This is a genomic window from Gramella sp. KN1008 (assembly GCF_004332155.1).
Taxonomy (GTDB): Bacteria; Bacteroidota; Bacteroidia; order Flavobacteriales; family Flavobacteriaceae; genus Christiangramia.
The window spans coordinates 40,307-57,858 of the sequence record NZ_SJDV01000009.1; the positions used below are offsets into that span (position 1 = coordinate 40,307).

Here is a 17,552-nt window from a genome sequence, read left to right on the forward strand (position 1 = left end):
GCTGAAATGTCAAAATGTCACAAGAATTTTTAGTAAAAATTTATGAAGCAAGGTGTGAATTTCCCTTTACTTTTGCGCCGAACTTAAAAAACGTATTCAAATGAAAAGAATTTTTCTTAATACATTGGTTATTGCTGGTCTTGGACTTGCTTTTACTTCATGTAAGAACAATAATAATGAAGCTGAAATGACAGAGGCTAAAGATGCCGCTACTGCTCAGGCCGAAGCAGACGAATATAAAGTAGATACCACTGCTTCTGTGATCGAATGGCAGGGTGAAAAGCCAACAGGAACACATACAGGAACCATTAAGGTAACCAAGGGTACTTTCAAGGCTAATGACAGCATTATTGAAAGCGGCACTTTTGTGATTGATATGAACTCTTTAGAAGTGACCGATCTTGAAGGAGAGGACAAAGCAGACCTTGAAGCACATCTTAAAGGTACTGTTGAGGGCAAAGAAGGTGATTTCTTCAATGTACCGAAATATCCTGAAGCGACCTTTGAAGTTACAGGTATTACAGAAGAGGAAGGACAGAAAATGTTAGAGGGTAACCTTACCATAATGGAGGAGACCAAGAACATTGCCTTTCCGGTAAATGTTTCAAAAGAAGGTGACAACATTGTTATCACCAGTGATGAGTTTACTATAGACCGTACCAAATGGAATGTAAACTACGGTTCAAAATCAGTTTTTGAAGGTCTAGGAGATAATTTTATTTATGATGATGTGGAGCTAAAGATAAATCTAAAAGCCACTAAAGCTTAGTTCATAATCTGAATTGAATATAAAGCCCCCTGATGCGTCATGGGGCTTTTTTTATTATATAAGATCTCCCAGTGCCCGAGCCAAATTGGTGTATTTAAAGCTAAAGCCCTGCTCTTCTATCTTTTTACAGCTAACTAACTGACTGGATAAAACGATTTGCGACATTTCGCCTAAAAGAGCTTTTAAAGCAATTTTTGGAACATTAGGCAACCATACAGACTTCCCCATCTCCTTAGCAAGTTCATGAGTAAGTTCTTTATTGGTAACGGGATTAGGAGCCACTGCATTATATACGCCAGTAAGTTCATTCTCTATCGCAAAAAGGAAGATCCCGGCCACATCTTCAATATGTATCCACGACTGCCACTGCCTACCACTTCCCAGCGCAGCTCCCATATTAAGGGAAATTGGCTTTTTTATCTTTTCCAGCATTCCGCCGTCTTCCGCCAGAACGGGTCCTGTTCTTATCTTAGCTACATCCACTCCCAATTCTTCAAATTGATCGGCTGCAGCTTCCCATTTCTGAACCACCTTTCCCAGGAAATCATCTGCGACCGCAGGATCGTCTTCAAAATATAACTTTTCCAGCGAGCTGGGATAAATATTGATCCCGCTTGCAGAAACGAAATTTTCCACGTTATGAGAGTTTTCCTTGAGGGTATTGTACAGCAGGTCTGCTGTTTCTGTACGGCTTTTAATGATCTTTTTCTTATAGGAATTGGTCCAGGGCTCCGCAATACTGGCCCCGGCAAGATGGACAATACATTTTACACCTTCAATGCAGCCCTCCTCTATCTGATCTTTACCCGGATCCCAGTAAAATCCCTGATAATCTTTCTCTTTCTTAATCTTGGCTTTGGATGTGGTAAGATAATTGACCTGGATACCTCGCTCTCTGCATAAACTGCTAAGCCTGGACCCAACCAATCCAGTTGCCCCGGTAATTAATACACGCATATTTTTTCCTGTTAAGATACATAAGACTATACGCTCCCGCCCGATTTTAAAAGAGGTTTAACGAGAATAAGCTTATAATTTAACAGCCCTTAACATTTCCCGTTTCCCAGGAGGGCCTGGTAGCTTTTCCACCTGAAAACCTGAAGCCAGCATTGCCCTTCTTACACTTCCCTTGGCAGCATAGGTAACCAGTACGCCACCAGACCTAAGGGCTTTAAACATGAGATCAAATATCTCACGCGTCCACAATTCTGGCTGCACCCGGGCACCAAAAGCGTCAAAATAGATTAGATCATATAATTCATCATCCCTTATTTCACTGAACTTTTTCTGCTGCTTGTTAAGCCTGAAATAAGGTGATATTTCCGCCGGTTTTTCCCAGGGTGCCTCATGCATTTTTTGGAAGAATGAAGCCCTATGTTCCACTTGAGCAGCCTCGGGATAGTTAAGCAGTTTCACTTCTTCCAGGGCAACGGGATAGGCTTCTACTCCGGTATAATTGATATTTAGATTTAATCTCTCGGCTTCCAGGTAAGTGAGAAAAGCATTAAGGCCGGTACCAAAACCTATTTCCAGAATAGAAAGTTCAGAAAACTTCTTTTTTTCGATAATGCGAAATAAACCCATTTTAAGAAAAACATGCCTCGCCTCCTGCACCGCCCCGTGTTTGGAATGATATTGTTCATTCCATTCAGGAAGATGAATGGTTACAGAACCATCAGCGGTCTTTATGATCTTTCTTTCCAAACTATTTTTTCAGTAAAACTCCGTGAGCCAGAAAACCGAAGGATTTCTCTGGTTCATTAATAGCTTCGATTTCTTCAGCATTTTTTCCCGCATCTTGGGCAAAATGCCTTCGGTCTTCAACAGAAATCTCTTCAATAAAAGCCAGGCCTTCCACGATCACCTCCCTGCCTTCAATATCCTTTGGCACAAAGAAACCGTAATCCTTAAATTTTATCATAGGGTCTTCTTCGGTTTCAGGCAAGTCCAGCTCCATCCAGCAACCCTTCATTTTACATACAGCATTAACCCTGGTATTAAATTTTGCCTGAATAGTATCTCCAGGCTTGAGGGACTGGTATTTCTGTTGCATTTCGCGAGCTGAAAGACTATTGCTGGCAGATATCCTTTCACCAAAACTTTCATACTCATCCTGAATGTTTTCAAGCTTCGCCAGATCAGCATTATTCTCTGATTTATTCTGCTTACAGGAAGTAAATCCCAGGAGGAGAATTATTAGGAAAAAAGATATTCTCATGCCATCAATAATAAGTAGTTGAAGATCTCAAATTTACCAAAACTTTAGATTTTGAATATTCTTTTTATTAGGTAAATTTGTTCACCTATTTAAACACAATCAAAAAATCCCTCTCCAATGATAGATATACAGAAATCTCCAAGTTCTAAAATAGAAAACACCAATTTTGACAATCTTGTCTTCGGGAAGGTTTTCACAGATCATATGATGGAGTGCGATTATGTGGATGGAGAATGGAAAAAACCGGTTATAAAACCTTACGGTCCCCTTACTTTAGACCCTTCTGCAAGGGTTTTCCATTACGGACAGGCGGTCTTTGAAGGAATGAAAGCCTATAAGGATAAGGATGACAGGATCTGGCTTTTTAGACCGGATGAAAATTTTAAACGTATCAACAGGTCGGGCAAACGACTTGCAATACCTGAATTCCCTAAAGAATATTTCTTTGAGGGACTTGAAGAGCTATTGAAACTGGACCGAAACTGGATAAAGAAAGGATTTGGAAACAGCCTTTATATAAGGCCTTTCGTTATTGCTACCGAGGCTGGAGTATCGGCTTCTGCCGCCAGTGAATATAAGTTCATGATCATCTGCTCTCCTGCCCAGGCATATTATAGCGGTGAAGTAAGAGTTAAATTCTCAGAAAAATTCAGTCGGGCTGCCGATGGAGGAGTTGGATACGCCAAAGCAGCGGGAAATTACGGCGCGCAATTCTACCCTACCAATCTGGCCAAGGAAGAAGGTTTTCAGCAAATAATCTGGACAGATGCCAATTCTCACGAATACCTGGAAGAAGCCGGAACCATGAATATCTTTTTCAGAGTAGGTGATACACTTATCACGGCTCCAACAAACGACAGGATCCTGGACGGGGTGACCCGTAAAAGCATTCTCACTCTGGCAGAGGAGTACAATATTGATGTGGAAGTAAGAAGGGTGAGCGTGCAGGAGATAGTTGAAGCAGCTGAAAAAGGTGAATTGAAAGAAATGTTCGGTTCGGGAACCGCGACGGTGGTTAATCCTATAGTCGGTTTTGGACATAAGGATAAGAAGTTCGATCTGCCGAAGCTGGAAGATTCATACGCGACCTTCTTTAAAGATAAGTTAATGAAGATCCAGTATAATGAAGCCGAAGATAAATTCGGGTGGAGATACGAAGTGAAATAATTGAATCATTGTGAATTCCAAAAGCTGAAAAAAGATCAGCCTGATGAAAATTAAAGTTCTTATATGACGAAAATCCCGGTATGACCGGGATTTTTTATAATGGGCAGGTCATCTGAAAATTGAAAAGAAAAGCTCCAGTTTTTATTACGATGTACTTTAAGTTCTTCTTTGTTCTTTATAGTATCATCTAATACAGATTGCTTATTAGTATCCTTCTGATCATTTTTACAGGACATTATTGAAAATAATATCAGTAGAATGATAGCCGGTCTCATTTTTTATTTTTCAAGTTAAAAAACAGCCTGGCAGATTATTTTAAAAAATCTAAAAAATGAGTCACTATTCTTCAAGAATCCGCGAAATATCAGGCTTGAAATAATTGGGTCCCTTAAGCACCTTGCCATCTTCCCGATAAATAGGTTTTCCATCTTCTCCCAGCTTGCTCATATTACTGGACTGAATCGCATCGAAAACCTCCTCTATCTTATGTTGCATCCCATGTTCGATAATGGTTCCGCAGAGAATGTATAACATATCACCCAGGGCATCGGCAACTTCCGTCAGATCATTATTATTAGCGGCTTCAAGGTACTCTTCGTTTTCCTCTTTCATCAGGTTAAAACGCAGCAGATTCTTCTCCTTTCCAAGATCGGCTACCGGTTCTTCCTTAATCCCAAGACCAAACGCGGAATGGAATTCCTTTACAGCAGCAATTCTTTTCTTCATATTATATCAAGCTTTAAAAAGTTAACTTTGCATAAAAATAACCAAAATGTTTTCTACAGGACAACTCATCTTTGCCGGGCTTTTCGTGATCGCTTTTATTATAGTTATGATCTTTAGCTATAGGAAAGACACCCGTCTTCATAAAAAATACTATAAAGGAAGTATCTATGTATTAATAGGTTTCATCGTTTTTATACTCCTTCTGTTTTTCATCAAAACCCAGCTTAATCACTAGTTTCATGGGAATTGACCTACAATTGGTCTGTTAAATTAATTATATTAGCCTAAACTAATCACGACCAGCAATGAAGATCCTAAAATACCTATTCTTCTTATTACTAATTTTTATAATCGGCGCTTCGATCTATATTGCCACTAAAGACGGCAAATTTCAGATAGAACAGCAACAAATGCTTGCCGCGCCTCAGGAAGTAGTTTTCAACGAGGTAAATGATTTTACCACCTGGAACTCCTGGGAACCCTGGTCCCGGGAAACCGATGATATGATTATTAAATATGGTGATAAGACCAAAGGAGAAGGCGCTTCCTACTCATGGAAAAGCGAAAAAATGGGAGAAGGCGAAATTACAACCCTCAAGGCCAATCCTTATACCAGCATCGACCAAAAGATAAGCTTCGCCACTCCTTTTGGTGATTCTAGTAGTGATGTATACTGGGAATTCGAAAAACAGGGTGACAGCACCTTGGTCACCTGGGGTATGAATGGCGAACAAAGCTTTATGGAAAAAGCGGCTTTCACCTTTCAGGATCAAAGTCTCAGCGAAATGATGCTGCCAATGTTTAAGAAGGGTCTGGACAATCTGCAGGCAAAGATCACCGAAGAAATGGAAGCCTATTCAGTAAACATAGATGGTATCACCCAGCATGGAGGGGGATATTACATGTATATGACCACTGCAAGTAAAATAAGCCAGGTCTCGGAAAGAATGGATGCCATGATAGAAGAGGTTGGCAGTTATATGGAGAACAATAATATTGAAAAAGCAGGCAATCCTTTTATACTCTATAATCAATGGAACGAAGACCAGGGAACTGCTATTTACTCTGCCGCATGGTTCACACCCAGTGAGGTTGTCACTCCCGCAGAAAGTAGTGTCCTGAACGGCTATATGCCCAAACAAAGAACTTTGAAGACCACTTTAAAAGGTGATTACAAGAACCTCAAGGAAGCCTGGGATGCTTCTTATGCATACCTTCAAAAGAACAGCCTTAAAGCTGATGCGAATTCTGAAGCCTTTGAGGTATACCTGAAAGGTCCTGATGATACCGCAAATCCTGCAGAATGGATCACGCAGCTCTACATTCCTATTATGGAGGAAAAATAAAGATATCATGTTTAAAAATCTGATACTTGTTTTTATCGGAGGAGGTTTGGGAAGCAGTCTTAGATATGTTATTAGTAAATATTTGAATGCATCCAGTCTTCTCCCTTATGGCACCTTCCTGGTAAATATTATCGGAAGCCTTATTCTGGGAATAATCCTGGGATGGGCAATAAGATCCAATGCCCTTAATAACTCGACAAATATGCTTCTGGGAGTAGGCTTTTGCGGAGGTTTTACCACCTTTTCTACATTTAGTTTTGAAAATTATTCCCTTATTAAAACCGGTGATTACCTTAGTTTCTCTGTGTACTTCTTTGGCAGTTTAGTTTTAGGGGTTCTTGCGGTTCTCATTGGCATTCTTATCTCAAAATTGATATAACCCTGTTAAAAAAGGGGTATCAAATCTTCAATAAATACTTTTTTAAATAAATACCCCTAATTTTTTAGGGGTATTTATTTTTTATTTAATAAAAATAATCCAACACCCCTATTTTTTAAGGGGTAGTTAACTTCATTTTCATACATTTAACCAATTCTTAATAAATAATCATGAAAAAAATAGAAGCGATCATTCGAAAATCAGAGTTCGATGAAACCAAGGAAGCACTCCACGAGATTGGAGTAACCTTTTTCAGTTATTGGGACGTTACCGGAGTGGGTAACGAAAAAGTGGGGCATGTATACCGGGGTGTAAGCTATAGCACCTCCGATATCCAAAGGAGATACCTGTCTATTGTGGTAACCGATCCTTTTGTAGAAAAAACAGTGGAGGTCATCCTTAAAACTGCATATACCGGCAAGGTAGGTGACGGGAAGATCTTTGTTTCTACTATTGAAGAAGCCTATCGAATACGAACCAGGGAAACTGGCACAGAATCACTCAAATAATCATAAACTTATTAACTAAACATCATGGAAGGATTAATTGCAAACAATGTATGGATGATGATCTGTACGGGACTGGTATTTTTTATGCACCTGGGATTCGCATTTCTGGAAATTGGCTTGACCAGACAAAAGAATACCGTTAATATATTATTCAAAAACATATTTATAATCACCGTAGGCCTCTTGCTCTATTGCGTAGTGGGATTCAACCTTATGTATCCCGGTGCGTTTAACGGGTATTTTGGTTTCAGCGGATTTGGTCTTAGCAGCCCTCTGGTTGACGGAAGCCTGGACCTGAGTTATAATCCGGGTTATACCTACTGGACAGACTTTCTGTTCCAGGGAATGTTTGCAGCCACGGCAGCCACTATAGTTTCAGGCGCAGTAGCTGAACGTATAAAACTAAACAGCTTTTTTATATTCGTAATCCTGTATGTGGGACTGGTATATCCCATCGCCGGCTCCTGGAAATGGGGTGGTGGATTTCTGGACGAAATGGGCTTTTATGATTTCGCCGGATCCACGCTGGTACACTCAGTTGGGGGATGGGCAGCTTTAGTAGCCATATGGCTTCTAGGTTCAAGGATAGGAAAGTTCAAAGACGGTAAAATTGGTGTATTACCGGGACATAGCATGCCTTTTGCGACGGCAGGGGTTCTTATACTCTGGCTTGGCTGGTTTGGGTTTAACGGCGGCTCTGTTCTTTCGGCAGATCCTGAACTAACCTCACTTACACTGGTAACAACATGCCTGGCAGCTGCAGCCGGAGGAGCTTCAGCATTTCTGTTCTCCTCTACCCTATATAAAAACTATGATATCACCATGTTCCTGAATGGAATTCTTGGCGGCCTGGTAGGGATCACCGCCGGTGCCGATCAAATGAACCCTACCGATGCAATTCTTATTGGCCTGGTGGCAGGAATAATCATCGTGATGGGAGTGGCTCTTATAGACAAACTGAGACTTGACGATCCCGTAGGTGCCGTAGCAGTACATCTAATATGCGGAATCTGGGGAACTTTAGCGGTAGGAATCTTTGGGAACCTGGCCGGTTTTGACCAGTTCATCACCCAGCTTATCGGGGTTGCCTGCTATGGAGGATTTTGCGTGGCAAGTTCCTTTATAATTATCTATGGCCTGAAGGTCACAACAGGAATCAGAGTTTCCGATAAAGAAGAAATTGAAGGGCTGGATATCCACGAACATGGGATGGAAGCCTACGATTTCGAGCTGGCCGAACAATAGTTTACTTTAAAAAAAACGGAGCGTTTTGGACCAACGCTCCGTATACATAACCGTTTCACATCATATTTGATTAACAGCTGATTAACTGAGTCGCCAAACATTAGTTAGATCATCTTATTAACCTAGTTTATTATGAAATCAATTACATTTTCAAAATTAGCAAAATTTCTGTTCTTATTTCCTGCATTCTTAACAACAAGTTCAACACTATTAGCTCAGGAGGAGGAAGAAAAATCCTCAAAATTATCAATTAGCGGAAGCGTGGATGCTTATTTCCGTACAAACTTTAATGGTCTTAACAAATCACGGGAAATTGTGGGTGGAGACGAAATGAGTTTTACTCCGGCTGCTCCTGCAACATCCTTTGCTAACGACCCCGGCTTTGCCATAGGTATGGCCAATGTAATCCTTGGATACGAAGGAGAAAAGGCTGGTTTTGTTGCCGACCTGGTTTTTGGACCCCGGGGAGAAGACGCCGTTTTTTTGTCGGCCCCTTCAACTAATATCGTAAACCAATTGTATGCTTATTATAAAGTAAATGACGCACTAAAGTTTACTCTGGGAAACTGGAACACCTTTCTGGGATATGAGGTAATCTCTCCGGCCGCCAACTTTAATTATTCCACTTCATATATGTTCTCGTATGGGCCATTTTCTCACACTGGAATTAAAGCTGATTTTAGCTTTAACGAAAACTGGACAGGGATGCTGGCCATTATGAATCCTACTGATTATACCGAATTTAACCCAATTGGTAAATATTCATTTGGAGCCCAGCTGGGATATTCCAATGGAGCCGGAAGCGCCTATCTTAATTTGCTTTACGGGGAGCAGTCCCTTTCAGACGATGCACTATTCCAGATAGACCTCACGACAGGATGGGACCTTACAGACTCATTCTACCTTGGTTTAAATACTACTTACCAGGATACGGAAGGCGTAGGTTTCTATGGAGCCGCAATATATCCCCAACTCTCTCTTTCGGAAAGTTTTGGAATAGGACTTAGAGCAGAGTATTTTAAAGAGCTTGAAGATGGAGGAATCGTATATGATGCCGATACAAGTGTAACAGCTTTTACACTTACGGGAAGCTACCAGACCGGTGGGCTTATTATTAAACCCGAATTAAGACTTGATAATGTCTCGGATGATTATCCAGCATTTACTGACGGGGATCTCAATCCAACAAGTGACCTGGCTTCTTTTTTAGTTGCCGCCATTTATGCGTTCTAAGCATCCTTATTGAAAACACCAGACCCGGTATTCCTGTTAACCATTACCTTCCTCTGAATTATAGTACAGGGGTACCGCGGTTCTTGTGTGTTATTATCTGAAAGATTAGTCATTGCATTTCCCATCCCTTCCTTCGTCATTGTTTTTTGAATGCCTGCAGAAATTAATTGTACTAACACGCAGAAATTAATTTATTTTTGGAAGCTCATTTCCAGAAATGCAAAAACTTTTCAGATCATATTTTGAATCCTTTGGAGGCTTAAGAAAGGAAATCTGGCTTCTTTCCCTGGTAACACTGATTAACCGGGCGGGCACCATGGTAATTCCCTTTCTTTCGCTATACCTTACTAAAAACAGGGGTTTCAGTCTGGAAGAAGTGGGCTGGATACTAAGTTTTTTCGGCCTGGGATCTGTAACAGGCTCATGGCTTGGAGGTAAACTTACCGATAAAATTGGTCATTATAAGACCATGGCAGGAAGCCTTATTCTTTCTTCGGTCCTATTTGTTCTGTTGCAATTTCCAACATCCTTCTGGTCTATATGCATAGGAATTTACCTGGTAATGACCGTAGCCGATATCTTCAGGCCAGCAGTATTCGTAGCTATAAACGCCTATAGCAAACCACAGAATCGTACCAGATCCATTACACTTATAAGGCTGGCTATCAACCTGGGGTTTTCAGCCGGGCCGGCTATTGGCGGAATTATTATTGAAACGGGAGGATATAGCGGACTCTTCTGGGTAGATGGTTTTACCTGTCTTATGGCTGGGATCCTTTTGCTCAGACTGCTTCACCCTAAACGGTCCCAGACGGAGCCTGAAGAGGTAGTCCCTGATCCGAAAACTGCGATGAGTGATAAACCTTATCTTATTTTCATCTTTGCCATGATGATCTTCGGTTTTATCTTTATTCAGTATTTCTCAACCATGCCTCTTTATTACTCCCAACATCACAGACTGGATGAGTTCGAAATAGGTCTTCTGCTGGGCCTAAACGGATTGCTGATATTCCTTTGGGAGATGCCGCTCATCAAATTCATGGAATCCAAAAAACACTCCGCGATAGGATATGTGATCTTCGGAACCTTACTCACCGGCCTCAGCTTTCTGGTAATAAATCTTACTGACTGGGTTGGGATACTGGTAGTGGGAATGTTACTTGTGACAGTGGGAGAAATGATTGGTTTCCCATTTTCCAACACTTTTGCGCTGGCAAGATCTGACGGGAGAAAAAGAGGATCCTATATGGCCTTATATAGTATAGCTTTCTCAATAAGCCATATTTTTGGCCATACTTCAGGGATGCAATTAATAGACAATTTCGGATTTGAGTTCACCTGGTATACCATGATGGCTCTTGCAATTTTTGCCTGTATACTTTTATATATCCTCAAGGCCCTGCTAAATAAAGAAACCGGCTAATTTTTTTCATCCCTTTCTATATCATTATAGAACTTTGATTCTCCCAGGTATTTTTTTATGATCTCATTATACTCACGAGTGAACTGAAGATCCAGTGTACTCTCAATATTATATAAAGCCTCTATATCTGAATACCCGGTTTTAAGCAGATCTTCCAGATATAGGAGCGCTGTCTCATAATCACCATCTGAACCTGCCAGCGAAATGATCTTAAAGTAAGCTTCCGGATCATCTTTTTGTATGGCTGTACGCAATACACTAATAAATATTTTAGCATCTATAGGTGCTTCAGATTTTAGAATAGCGTCGAATTGTCTTTTGGTAAGAAAATCAAGATAACCATGTAACCTGTAGGCCATATTTGACTTTGCTTCATTAGGACTATTCTTAAGTTTTTCCAGTTCATCTACCTGATAGGCCCACCATCCGATATTCTGATAATTGACAGACATAATATCGGTTCTTAACAAATATTCATATTCTTCCTGCTGCTGTTTTTCGAATGAAGTGGCCTCCCTAAAATCGCTGCGTTGTGATCTAAATCCACTGGTCTTCTTTATCTCCTTCATCCTATCCTCGATTTCCTCCTCAAAACCAAAATCTTCATATTTATCTTCCATTCTGTCCAGCTTTTCATAGGCCTCATAGAAATTACGACTACGACCTAACTGTTCAGTATACGCTATTTCGCTCTCATAGAGTTTCCTGATAAAATCTTTATCGGATACGCGTACACCTTTTCTTATCGCCTCCAGAGTAAAACCTGTCATCGCATTGGAAATAACCGCAGCTTCTGGCCATACATCTTCCATTCCGTCAAAATAATAAGCTTCAGTCTTAAAGTCGAGATCGTCATAGAACCTCAGGTATTCTTCCATTTCGTAAACCATATAATCCTTATCACCGGCCACTGCAATGAACATATAAGGATAATTCTTATCAACATAAGCGGGGTTCACGAATGAATTCCCGATAGCCATGACTCCTGCCATCTTTTTATAGAACATAGGCAAGGCCGATGCCACCTGTGCCCCCTCTCCCATCCCTGCGGTATAAACCAGGTCCGGGTGTACAGGAAACGAATTAAATACAAAATTCATCATGGAAGTAGCCGTTTGTATAATGCTATCCAGCGGCTCAGCTTTAAGATTAAGATTAGCCGAAGCTATAAGATACTGCTGATCTTCTGCAGCCTGCCGAAACAGGTTGGCAGTAGTAGCTCCCCGTCCCTGGGGATCAAAAACGAATACTACAGGCCATTGCTGATTGGGGGTATAATCCCTGGGCGCATACAATGCGAAAGTATTATCACTCGCTCCGGAAATTGGAAGGGAGTCGGTAACCCTACCTTTAAGGATCCTCAATTCCTGAGCGTTCGAATTACAGAAAATAACGATAGCACAAAATGCCAGTAGTAGTTTTTTCATAATAAGAAAATAGGTTTAAATATAATGAATTGAATCATTAATTATTCCATAAAAAAACCCGCGAGCTACAACTGGCGGGTTTTATCTTCTAAATTATTTTTTGGATCACTCTCTATTTACGGTCTGATATTTTACTTTAGGCTTCTCTGGAAAAAACCATTTAGCCATGAGGGAAATTATTACCATATCTGCAAATATCAGAAACATCACTCTAACAACTTCTATCCCGGCAAATGACAAGCCGGTAAATCCTATCAACCCCGTAATCAATGCAAGCACAAAAAACAACAACGTCTTCCTTTTCATAACTCAGTTTTTACTTATTTTTTACTTTGTTTCTAAGGCAAATCTAACTAGGATTTGGACGATGATATCATAAAATAATTACAATTAATCTCGATTTAACTAAAATCTAACTACCTGGTAATCCGCTGTTAATATTTGACAAAAAAAGACCTTTATTTAACAAAGAATTCACTGGCGTAAAAGGACTGACTTTAAAGTCATTTAGTAAAAATCAAAAAGCTCAGGACTGGATCTTTTGACGGATAGGAGCATCCTCAATGACATTGGAAAGCACAATATGGGTTCTTGTTTCTCCATAGGTGATAAGCTGGTCTATGAGCTTTTCCAAATGAACCTGATCATGCAATACCACTTCCATAATAATATTCTCATTTCCTGTAATCCGGTAACAATTGATGACTTCCTTAAAAGTTCTCACGGTCTCCAGAAAGGCTTTAAGCCTCCCTGTGAATGCGCGAAGAGTAATAATGGCCCTAAGCTGGTAACCGGACTTCTGATGAGACAGATGAGCCCGATAGGACTGGATAATTCCAGCGTCTTCCATCTTCTTTACACGCTCGGTTACGGCAGGAGAAGTTAAACCTACTTTTCTTCCGATTTCTGAGAATGAAATTCGGGCATTTTTTTGCAATTCCTCAAGAATAGCCCAGTTTAAATTATCTATATGCATTTTTAAATTTTTATCAATTAATTTCTTTTAAAATTAAGTATAAATATTCATTTAGCCTTTATTTTTAAAGCATCATCAGTAAAATGAATATTAATTTAGATGAAAAATTGGGTATGAAGTATTTCTCCAGGAATTCAGAAAACCGACGTTCGGCTTTATATTTTAAAGCCCAGGAGATCATGCGTATTTCCAGGCGTATTTCTGAATATCTGGTACCCGACCTGGCGGTATTAAATGATCGAGGAACCGAAGATACCAATGTTTACTTTACGGGAGATATCATAAGACATTCTCACTCCCTGGTGACTAATATTGACAAGGCTGAAAATGAGTATTTCCAGGATAACCGAATGAAATATGTTAGTAGTGTAGGCCAACTTACAGAAAGATTGCAGCACGCCTGCGAGCAACTGGAATATGTGAACAGCAACGGTCGTGAATTTCTCCAGATACTCCGCCGAGAATTACAAAAATTCAGAAAATTGCAAAGGATCTGGAAGCTAAGTCTTTAATCCGGATTTTTAATAAAATATAAAGCCCGACTTTTCAAGTCGGGCTTTTTTAATTCAAATACTATAAAGACGCAAACAGTCTGTTACATATTTCTTCTATACTGTCCCCCTACTTCGAATAAGGCGTGCGTGATCTGCCCCAGAGAACAAACCTTTGTGGCTTCCATCAATTCTTCAAAAAGGTTTTCATTCTTAATGGCCGCTTTCTGAATTCTGGACAGAGCCTCTTCAGCTTTGCTTTCTTTAGCCTGATGCAGGGTTTGCAGAGTTTTGATCTGATGTTCTTTTTCTTCTTCTGTCGCCCTAATAACCTCTCCCGGTGTTACCGTAGGGGAGCCTTCAGAACTTAAAAAGGTATTAACTCCAATAATAGGATACTCCCCGCTATGTTTAAGGGTTTCATAATAAAGACTTTCTTCCTGGATCTTTCCACGCTGATACATGGTCTCCATAGCACCAAGCACTCCTCCTCTTTCAGTTATACGATCGAATTCGGTCAATACAGCTTCCTCTACAAGATCCGTAAGTTCTTCAATAATGAAGGATCCCTGAATTGGATTCTCATTCTTAGTCAGACCTAATTCTTTATTAATAATTAGTTGTATAGCCATCGCCCTTCTTACCGAAGCCTCGGTAGGAGTCGTGATCGCCTCGTCATAAGCGTTTGTGTGCAGCGAATTACAGTTATCATAGATCGCGTACAACGCCTGAAGTGTAGTTCTTATATCATTAAAATCAATCTCCTGTGCGTGAAGTGATCTACCTGAAGTTTGGATATGATACTTAAGCATCTGTGCTCTGGCATTCGCACCGTATTTATGCTTTAAGGCTTTAGACCATATCCTGCGGGCCACCCGGCCTATCACCGCATATTCGGGATCTACCCCATTGGAGAAGAAGAAAGAAAGGTTTGGACCAAATTTATTTATATCCATCCCCCTGCTTAGATAATATTCCACATAGGTGAACCCGTTAGCAAGTGTAAATGCAAGCTGTGTGATGGGGTTCGCTCCAGCTTCGGCAATATGATAACCGGAAATGGAAACAGAATAAAAATTCCTTACCTTCTCCTTAATAAAGTACTCCTGAACATCACCCATCAACCTTAAAGCAAATTCAGTTGAAAATATACAGGTATTCTGAGCCTGATCTTCTTTCAGAATATCTGCCTGAACCGTTCCTCTAACCACATTGATAGTCTCTGCCTTTATCTTTTCGTATACATCTTCAGGAAGTATCTGATCCCCGGTAAGACCTAACAACATCAGCCCTAAACCATCATTACCTTCAGGGAGCTCTCCCCTGTATTTAGGACGTTCAATATCATTATCATCATAAAGTTCTTTCAGCTTTGCTTCAACTTTATCTTCAAGCCCGTGTTCTTTAATATATTTCTCGCAATTCTGATCAATAGCCGCATTCATAAAGAATCCAAGCAGCATAGGCGCCGGACCGTTAATGGTCATACTTACCGAGGTCATGGCATCGGCCAGGTCAAAGCCTGAATAGAGTTTCTTGGCATCATCAAGACAACAGATGGAAACTCCGGAATTCCCAACCTTTCCATAAATATCGGGACGATGGTCAGGATCATTTCCGTAAAGGGTGACTGAATCAAAAGCCGTAGACAGACGCTTAGCAGGTAAGCCCTGACTCACGTAATGGAACCGGCGATTCGTTCTTTCAGGCCCACCTTCTCCGGCAAACATCCTGGTAGGATCCTCTCCCGTTCTTTTAAAAGGATACAGCCCTGCAGTATATGGAAATTCTCCCGGTACGTTCTCCTGAAGACACCAGCCAAGAATATCTCCCCAGGCCTTATATTTTGGTAGCGCCACTTTCGGAATCTTTGTATGCGAAAGCGATTCCGTATGCGTCTCAATCTTTATTTCCTTATCACGGACCTTAAAACTATAAACAGGTTCGGTATATTTAGTCACTTTTTCATTCCAACCAAGTATGATCTCCCAGTTATATGGATCAAGGTCCATTTTTACCTTATCGAATTCGGCGAAAAGAAGTTTTAGGAAATCTGTTTGAGAATCATCAGCATATTCATAAATCTCTTCCTGATCTATTCCATTTTTACTAAGGTAATCAGTCTCGACTCCGCTCGACTTGACATTAGCTACAGTTAAAATGGTTTTATAGATCCCATAAAGTTTCTGGGCCACCTCAACCTGTGCTTTTGCTTTTTCGTCATAACCCCGGTTATTCTCAGCAATTTCAGAAAGGTAACGGGTACGCTTTGGAGGAATCACAAAGATCTTCTCGCTCATCTCCCTGGAGATCTCAAAAGTAGAAGAAAGTCCTGAGTTCGCTTTTTCTTCCACCTTGTCCATAATACTCTTATAAAGAGTATTCATTCCCGGATCGTTGAATTGAGAAGCGATGGTTCCAAAGACAGGCAGTTTCTCTGCATCCTCATGCCATAACTGATGGTTCCGCTGGTACTGCTTCTTAACGTCACGCAGTGCATCCTGGGCTCCGCGTTTGTCAAATTTATTGATGGCAACCAGATCTGCAAAGTCCAGCATATCGATCTTTTCAAGCTGGGTGGCCGCACCAAATTCCGGTGTCATTACGTATAGGCTAACATCCGAATGATCCAGAATCTCTGTATCACTCTGGCCAATTCCGGAAGTTTCAAGAATTATCAGGTCATAACCGGCTGCTTTAAGCACCTCAACAGCCTCAGCCACATATTTAGAAAGCGCCAGATTAGCCTGTCTGGTTGCAAGCGAACGCATATATACGCGCTCATGGTTGATAGAGTTCATTCTAATTCTATCTCCAAGCAAAGCTCCGCCCGTTTTTTTCTTTGAAGGATCTACTGAGATAATCCCAATATGCTTATCAGGGAAATCCAATAAAAACCTTCGCACCAGTTCATCTACCAGACTTGATTTTCCTGAGCCTCCGGTCCCTGTGATACCTAGCACAGGAACTTCACTTATCTTTAATTTATCCTTTTGAAAAGCCTCTTTAAAATCCTCGGGCCTGTTTTCTGCCAGAGAGATAAGTCTTGAAATAGTATTTACATTACGAGATTTAAGGTTCTGCTCAACTTTTTCGGCATCCTGTAAACCGGGAACTTCATTATCCACGCTCTCAATCATATCGTTGATCATTCCCTGTAGCCCCATCTCACGTCCGTCATCGGGGGAGTAGATACGGTCTATACCGTAATCCATCAGCTCTTTGATCTCTTCAGGCAGGATCACTCCTCCTCCACCGCCAAATATCTTGATATGACCGGCACCTTTTTCATTCAGCAGGTCATACATATACTTGAAATATTCTATATGTCCACCCTGGTATGAGGTCATGGCAATGGCATGCGCATCTTCCTGGATTGCACAATTCACCACCTCTTCCACACTTCTGTCATGGCCTAAGTGTATCACTTCCACCCCGGTCGCCTGGATAATACGACGCATGATATTAATAGCAGCATCGTGCCCGTCGAAAAGAGACGCAGCCGTTACAATTCTTATTTTATTTTTAGGTTTATAGGGACTTTGTTGTTTCATTTTAAATACTGTGTATTTTTTGGAGCTGCAATTTACGAAAATCGCAATGAAAAAGAGATTTTTAGGAAATTCAATATAAGGGTAGCATT

At 40.7% G+C, this 17,552-nt stretch carries 19 protein-coding genes; 10 read left to right on the plus strand and 9 right to left on the minus strand.

From position 1 onward, the window contains the following. Positions 1-100 precede the first annotated feature (100 nt). On the plus strand, positions 101-769 hold the full coding sequence (locus tag EZJ28_RS13970; RefSeq protein ID WP_131398951.1) for a YceI family protein: 669 nt from the start codon (positions 101-103) through the stop codon (positions 767-769). A gap of 54 nt (positions 770-823) precedes the next feature. On the opposite strand, the gene EZJ28_RS13975 is transcribed toward EZJ28_RS13970, so the two are convergent. The 3 genes from EZJ28_RS13975 to EZJ28_RS13985 all read right to left on the minus strand — a co-directional run bounded on the left by EZJ28_RS13975 (position 824) and on the right by EZJ28_RS13985 (position 2,987). Next, positions 824-1,726, minus strand: coding sequence for a TIGR01777 family oxidoreductase (locus EZJ28_RS13975; RefSeq protein ID WP_131398953.1), 903 nt, complete (start codon positions 1,724-1,726; stop codon positions 824-826). A gap of 72 nt (positions 1,727-1,798) precedes the next feature. Beyond that, the gene (mnmD, locus tag EZJ28_RS13980) at positions 1,799-2,473 is read right to left on the minus strand and encodes a tRNA (5-methylaminomethyl-2-thiouridine)(34)-methyltransferase MnmD (RefSeq protein WP_131398955.1); all 675 of its coding nucleotides are present in this window, start codon (positions 2,471-2,473) and stop codon (positions 1,799-1,801) included. A gap of 1 nt (position 2,474) precedes the next feature. Then, positions 2,475-2,987: a DUF4920 domain-containing protein gene (locus EZJ28_RS13985; RefSeq protein ID WP_131398957.1), complete on the minus strand. Its 513-nt coding sequence runs from the start codon at positions 2,985-2,987 to the stop codon at positions 2,475-2,477. A 117-nt stretch (positions 2,988-3,104) separates the two neighbouring features. On the opposite strand from EZJ28_RS13985, the gene EZJ28_RS13990 reads away from it, so the two are divergent. Next, entirely contained in the window at positions 3,105-4,154 is a 1,050-nt protein-coding gene (locus tag EZJ28_RS13990; protein WP_131398959.1) for a branched-chain amino acid aminotransferase, read from the plus strand. A 59-nt stretch (positions 4,155-4,213) separates the two neighbouring features. Here EZJ28_RS13990 and EZJ28_RS16120 read toward each other — a convergent pair whose 3' ends face one another. Both EZJ28_RS16120 and EZJ28_RS14000 read right to left on the minus strand, forming a co-directional pair. Beyond that, positions 4,214-4,429, minus strand: a complete 216-nt coding sequence (locus tag EZJ28_RS16120; protein ID WP_131398961.1) for a hypothetical protein — start codon at positions 4,427-4,429, stop codon at positions 4,214-4,216. A 64-nt stretch (positions 4,430-4,493) separates the two neighbouring features. After that, the gene (locus EZJ28_RS14000; RefSeq protein ID WP_131398963.1) at positions 4,494-4,880 is read right to left on the minus strand and encodes a nucleoside triphosphate pyrophosphohydrolase family protein; all 387 of its coding nucleotides are present in this window, start codon (positions 4,878-4,880) and stop codon (positions 4,494-4,496) included. Between the two features lie 46 nt (positions 4,881-4,926). On the opposite strand from EZJ28_RS14000, the gene EZJ28_RS14005 reads away from it, so the two are divergent. The 7 genes from EZJ28_RS14005 (at position 4,927) to EZJ28_RS14035 (ending at position 11,015) form a co-directional block, all read left to right on the plus strand. After that, a complete protein-coding gene (locus tag EZJ28_RS14005) occupies positions 4,927-5,115 on the plus strand; it encodes a hypothetical protein (protein WP_131398965.1) in 189 nt (62 codons plus the stop codon). A 70-nt stretch (positions 5,116-5,185) separates the two neighbouring features. Next, the gene (locus EZJ28_RS14010; protein ID WP_131398967.1) at positions 5,186-6,226 is read left to right on the plus strand and encodes a GyrI-like domain-containing protein; all 1,041 of its coding nucleotides are present in this window, start codon (positions 5,186-5,188) and stop codon (positions 6,224-6,226) included. Between the two features lie 7 nt (positions 6,227-6,233). Beyond that, on the plus strand, positions 6,234-6,605 hold the full coding sequence (gene crcB / locus EZJ28_RS14015) for a fluoride efflux transporter CrcB (protein WP_165499088.1): 372 nt from the start codon (positions 6,234-6,236) through the stop codon (positions 6,603-6,605). Between the two features lie 170 nt (positions 6,606-6,775). Further along, complete coding sequence (locus EZJ28_RS14020; protein ID WP_131398969.1) at positions 6,776-7,114, plus strand: P-II family nitrogen regulator; 339 nt, start codon at positions 6,776-6,778, stop codon at positions 7,112-7,114. A 24-nt stretch (positions 7,115-7,138) separates the two neighbouring features. After that, positions 7,139-8,359, plus strand: coding sequence for an ammonium transporter (locus tag EZJ28_RS14025; protein ID WP_131398971.1), 1,221 nt, complete (start codon positions 7,139-7,141; stop codon positions 8,357-8,359). A gap of 132 nt (positions 8,360-8,491) precedes the next feature. Next, positions 8,492-9,592 (plus strand): porin, encoded by a 1,101-nt coding sequence (locus EZJ28_RS14030; RefSeq protein WP_131398973.1) that lies wholly within the window; start codon positions 8,492-8,494, stop codon positions 9,590-9,592. A 217-nt stretch (positions 9,593-9,809) separates the two neighbouring features. Next, positions 9,810-11,015, plus strand: coding sequence for an MFS transporter (locus EZJ28_RS14035; protein ID WP_131398975.1), 1,206 nt, complete (start codon positions 9,810-9,812; stop codon positions 11,013-11,015). Here EZJ28_RS14035 and EZJ28_RS14040 read toward each other — a convergent pair. From EZJ28_RS14040 to EZJ28_RS14050, 3 genes are all read right to left on the minus strand, one after another. Further along, positions 11,012-12,442: a hypothetical protein gene (locus EZJ28_RS14040; protein WP_131398977.1), complete on the minus strand. Its 1,431-nt coding sequence runs from the start codon at positions 12,440-12,442 to the stop codon at positions 11,012-11,014. The genes EZJ28_RS14035 and EZJ28_RS14040 overlap by 4 nt on opposite strands. A 105-nt stretch (positions 12,443-12,547) precedes the next feature. Further along, on the minus strand, positions 12,548-12,748 hold the full coding sequence (locus EZJ28_RS14045; protein ID WP_131398979.1) for a DUF1328 domain-containing protein: 201 nt from the start codon (positions 12,746-12,748) through the stop codon (positions 12,548-12,550). Between the two features lie 220 nt (positions 12,749-12,968). Beyond that, positions 12,969-13,418 carry an Lrp/AsnC family transcriptional regulator gene (locus EZJ28_RS14050; RefSeq protein ID WP_131398981.1) on the minus strand — a complete coding sequence of 150 codons (450 nt, stop codon included), beginning with the start codon at positions 13,416-13,418 and terminating at the stop codon, positions 12,969-12,971. Positions 13,419-13,501: 83 nt separating this feature from the next. Here EZJ28_RS14050 and EZJ28_RS14055 point away from each other — a divergent pair, with 83 nt between their 5' ends. Beyond that, positions 13,502-13,930, plus strand: a complete 429-nt coding sequence (locus EZJ28_RS14055; RefSeq protein WP_242670130.1) for a hypothetical protein — start codon at positions 13,502-13,504, stop codon at positions 13,928-13,930. Between the two features lie 83 nt (positions 13,931-14,013). Here the strand turns inward: EZJ28_RS14055 and EZJ28_RS14060 are convergent, their stop codons facing one another. Then, positions 14,014-17,463, minus strand: a complete 3,450-nt coding sequence (locus EZJ28_RS14060; protein WP_131398983.1) for a methylmalonyl-CoA mutase family protein — start codon at positions 17,461-17,463, stop codon at positions 14,014-14,016. Positions 17,464-17,552 lie beyond the last annotated feature (89 nt).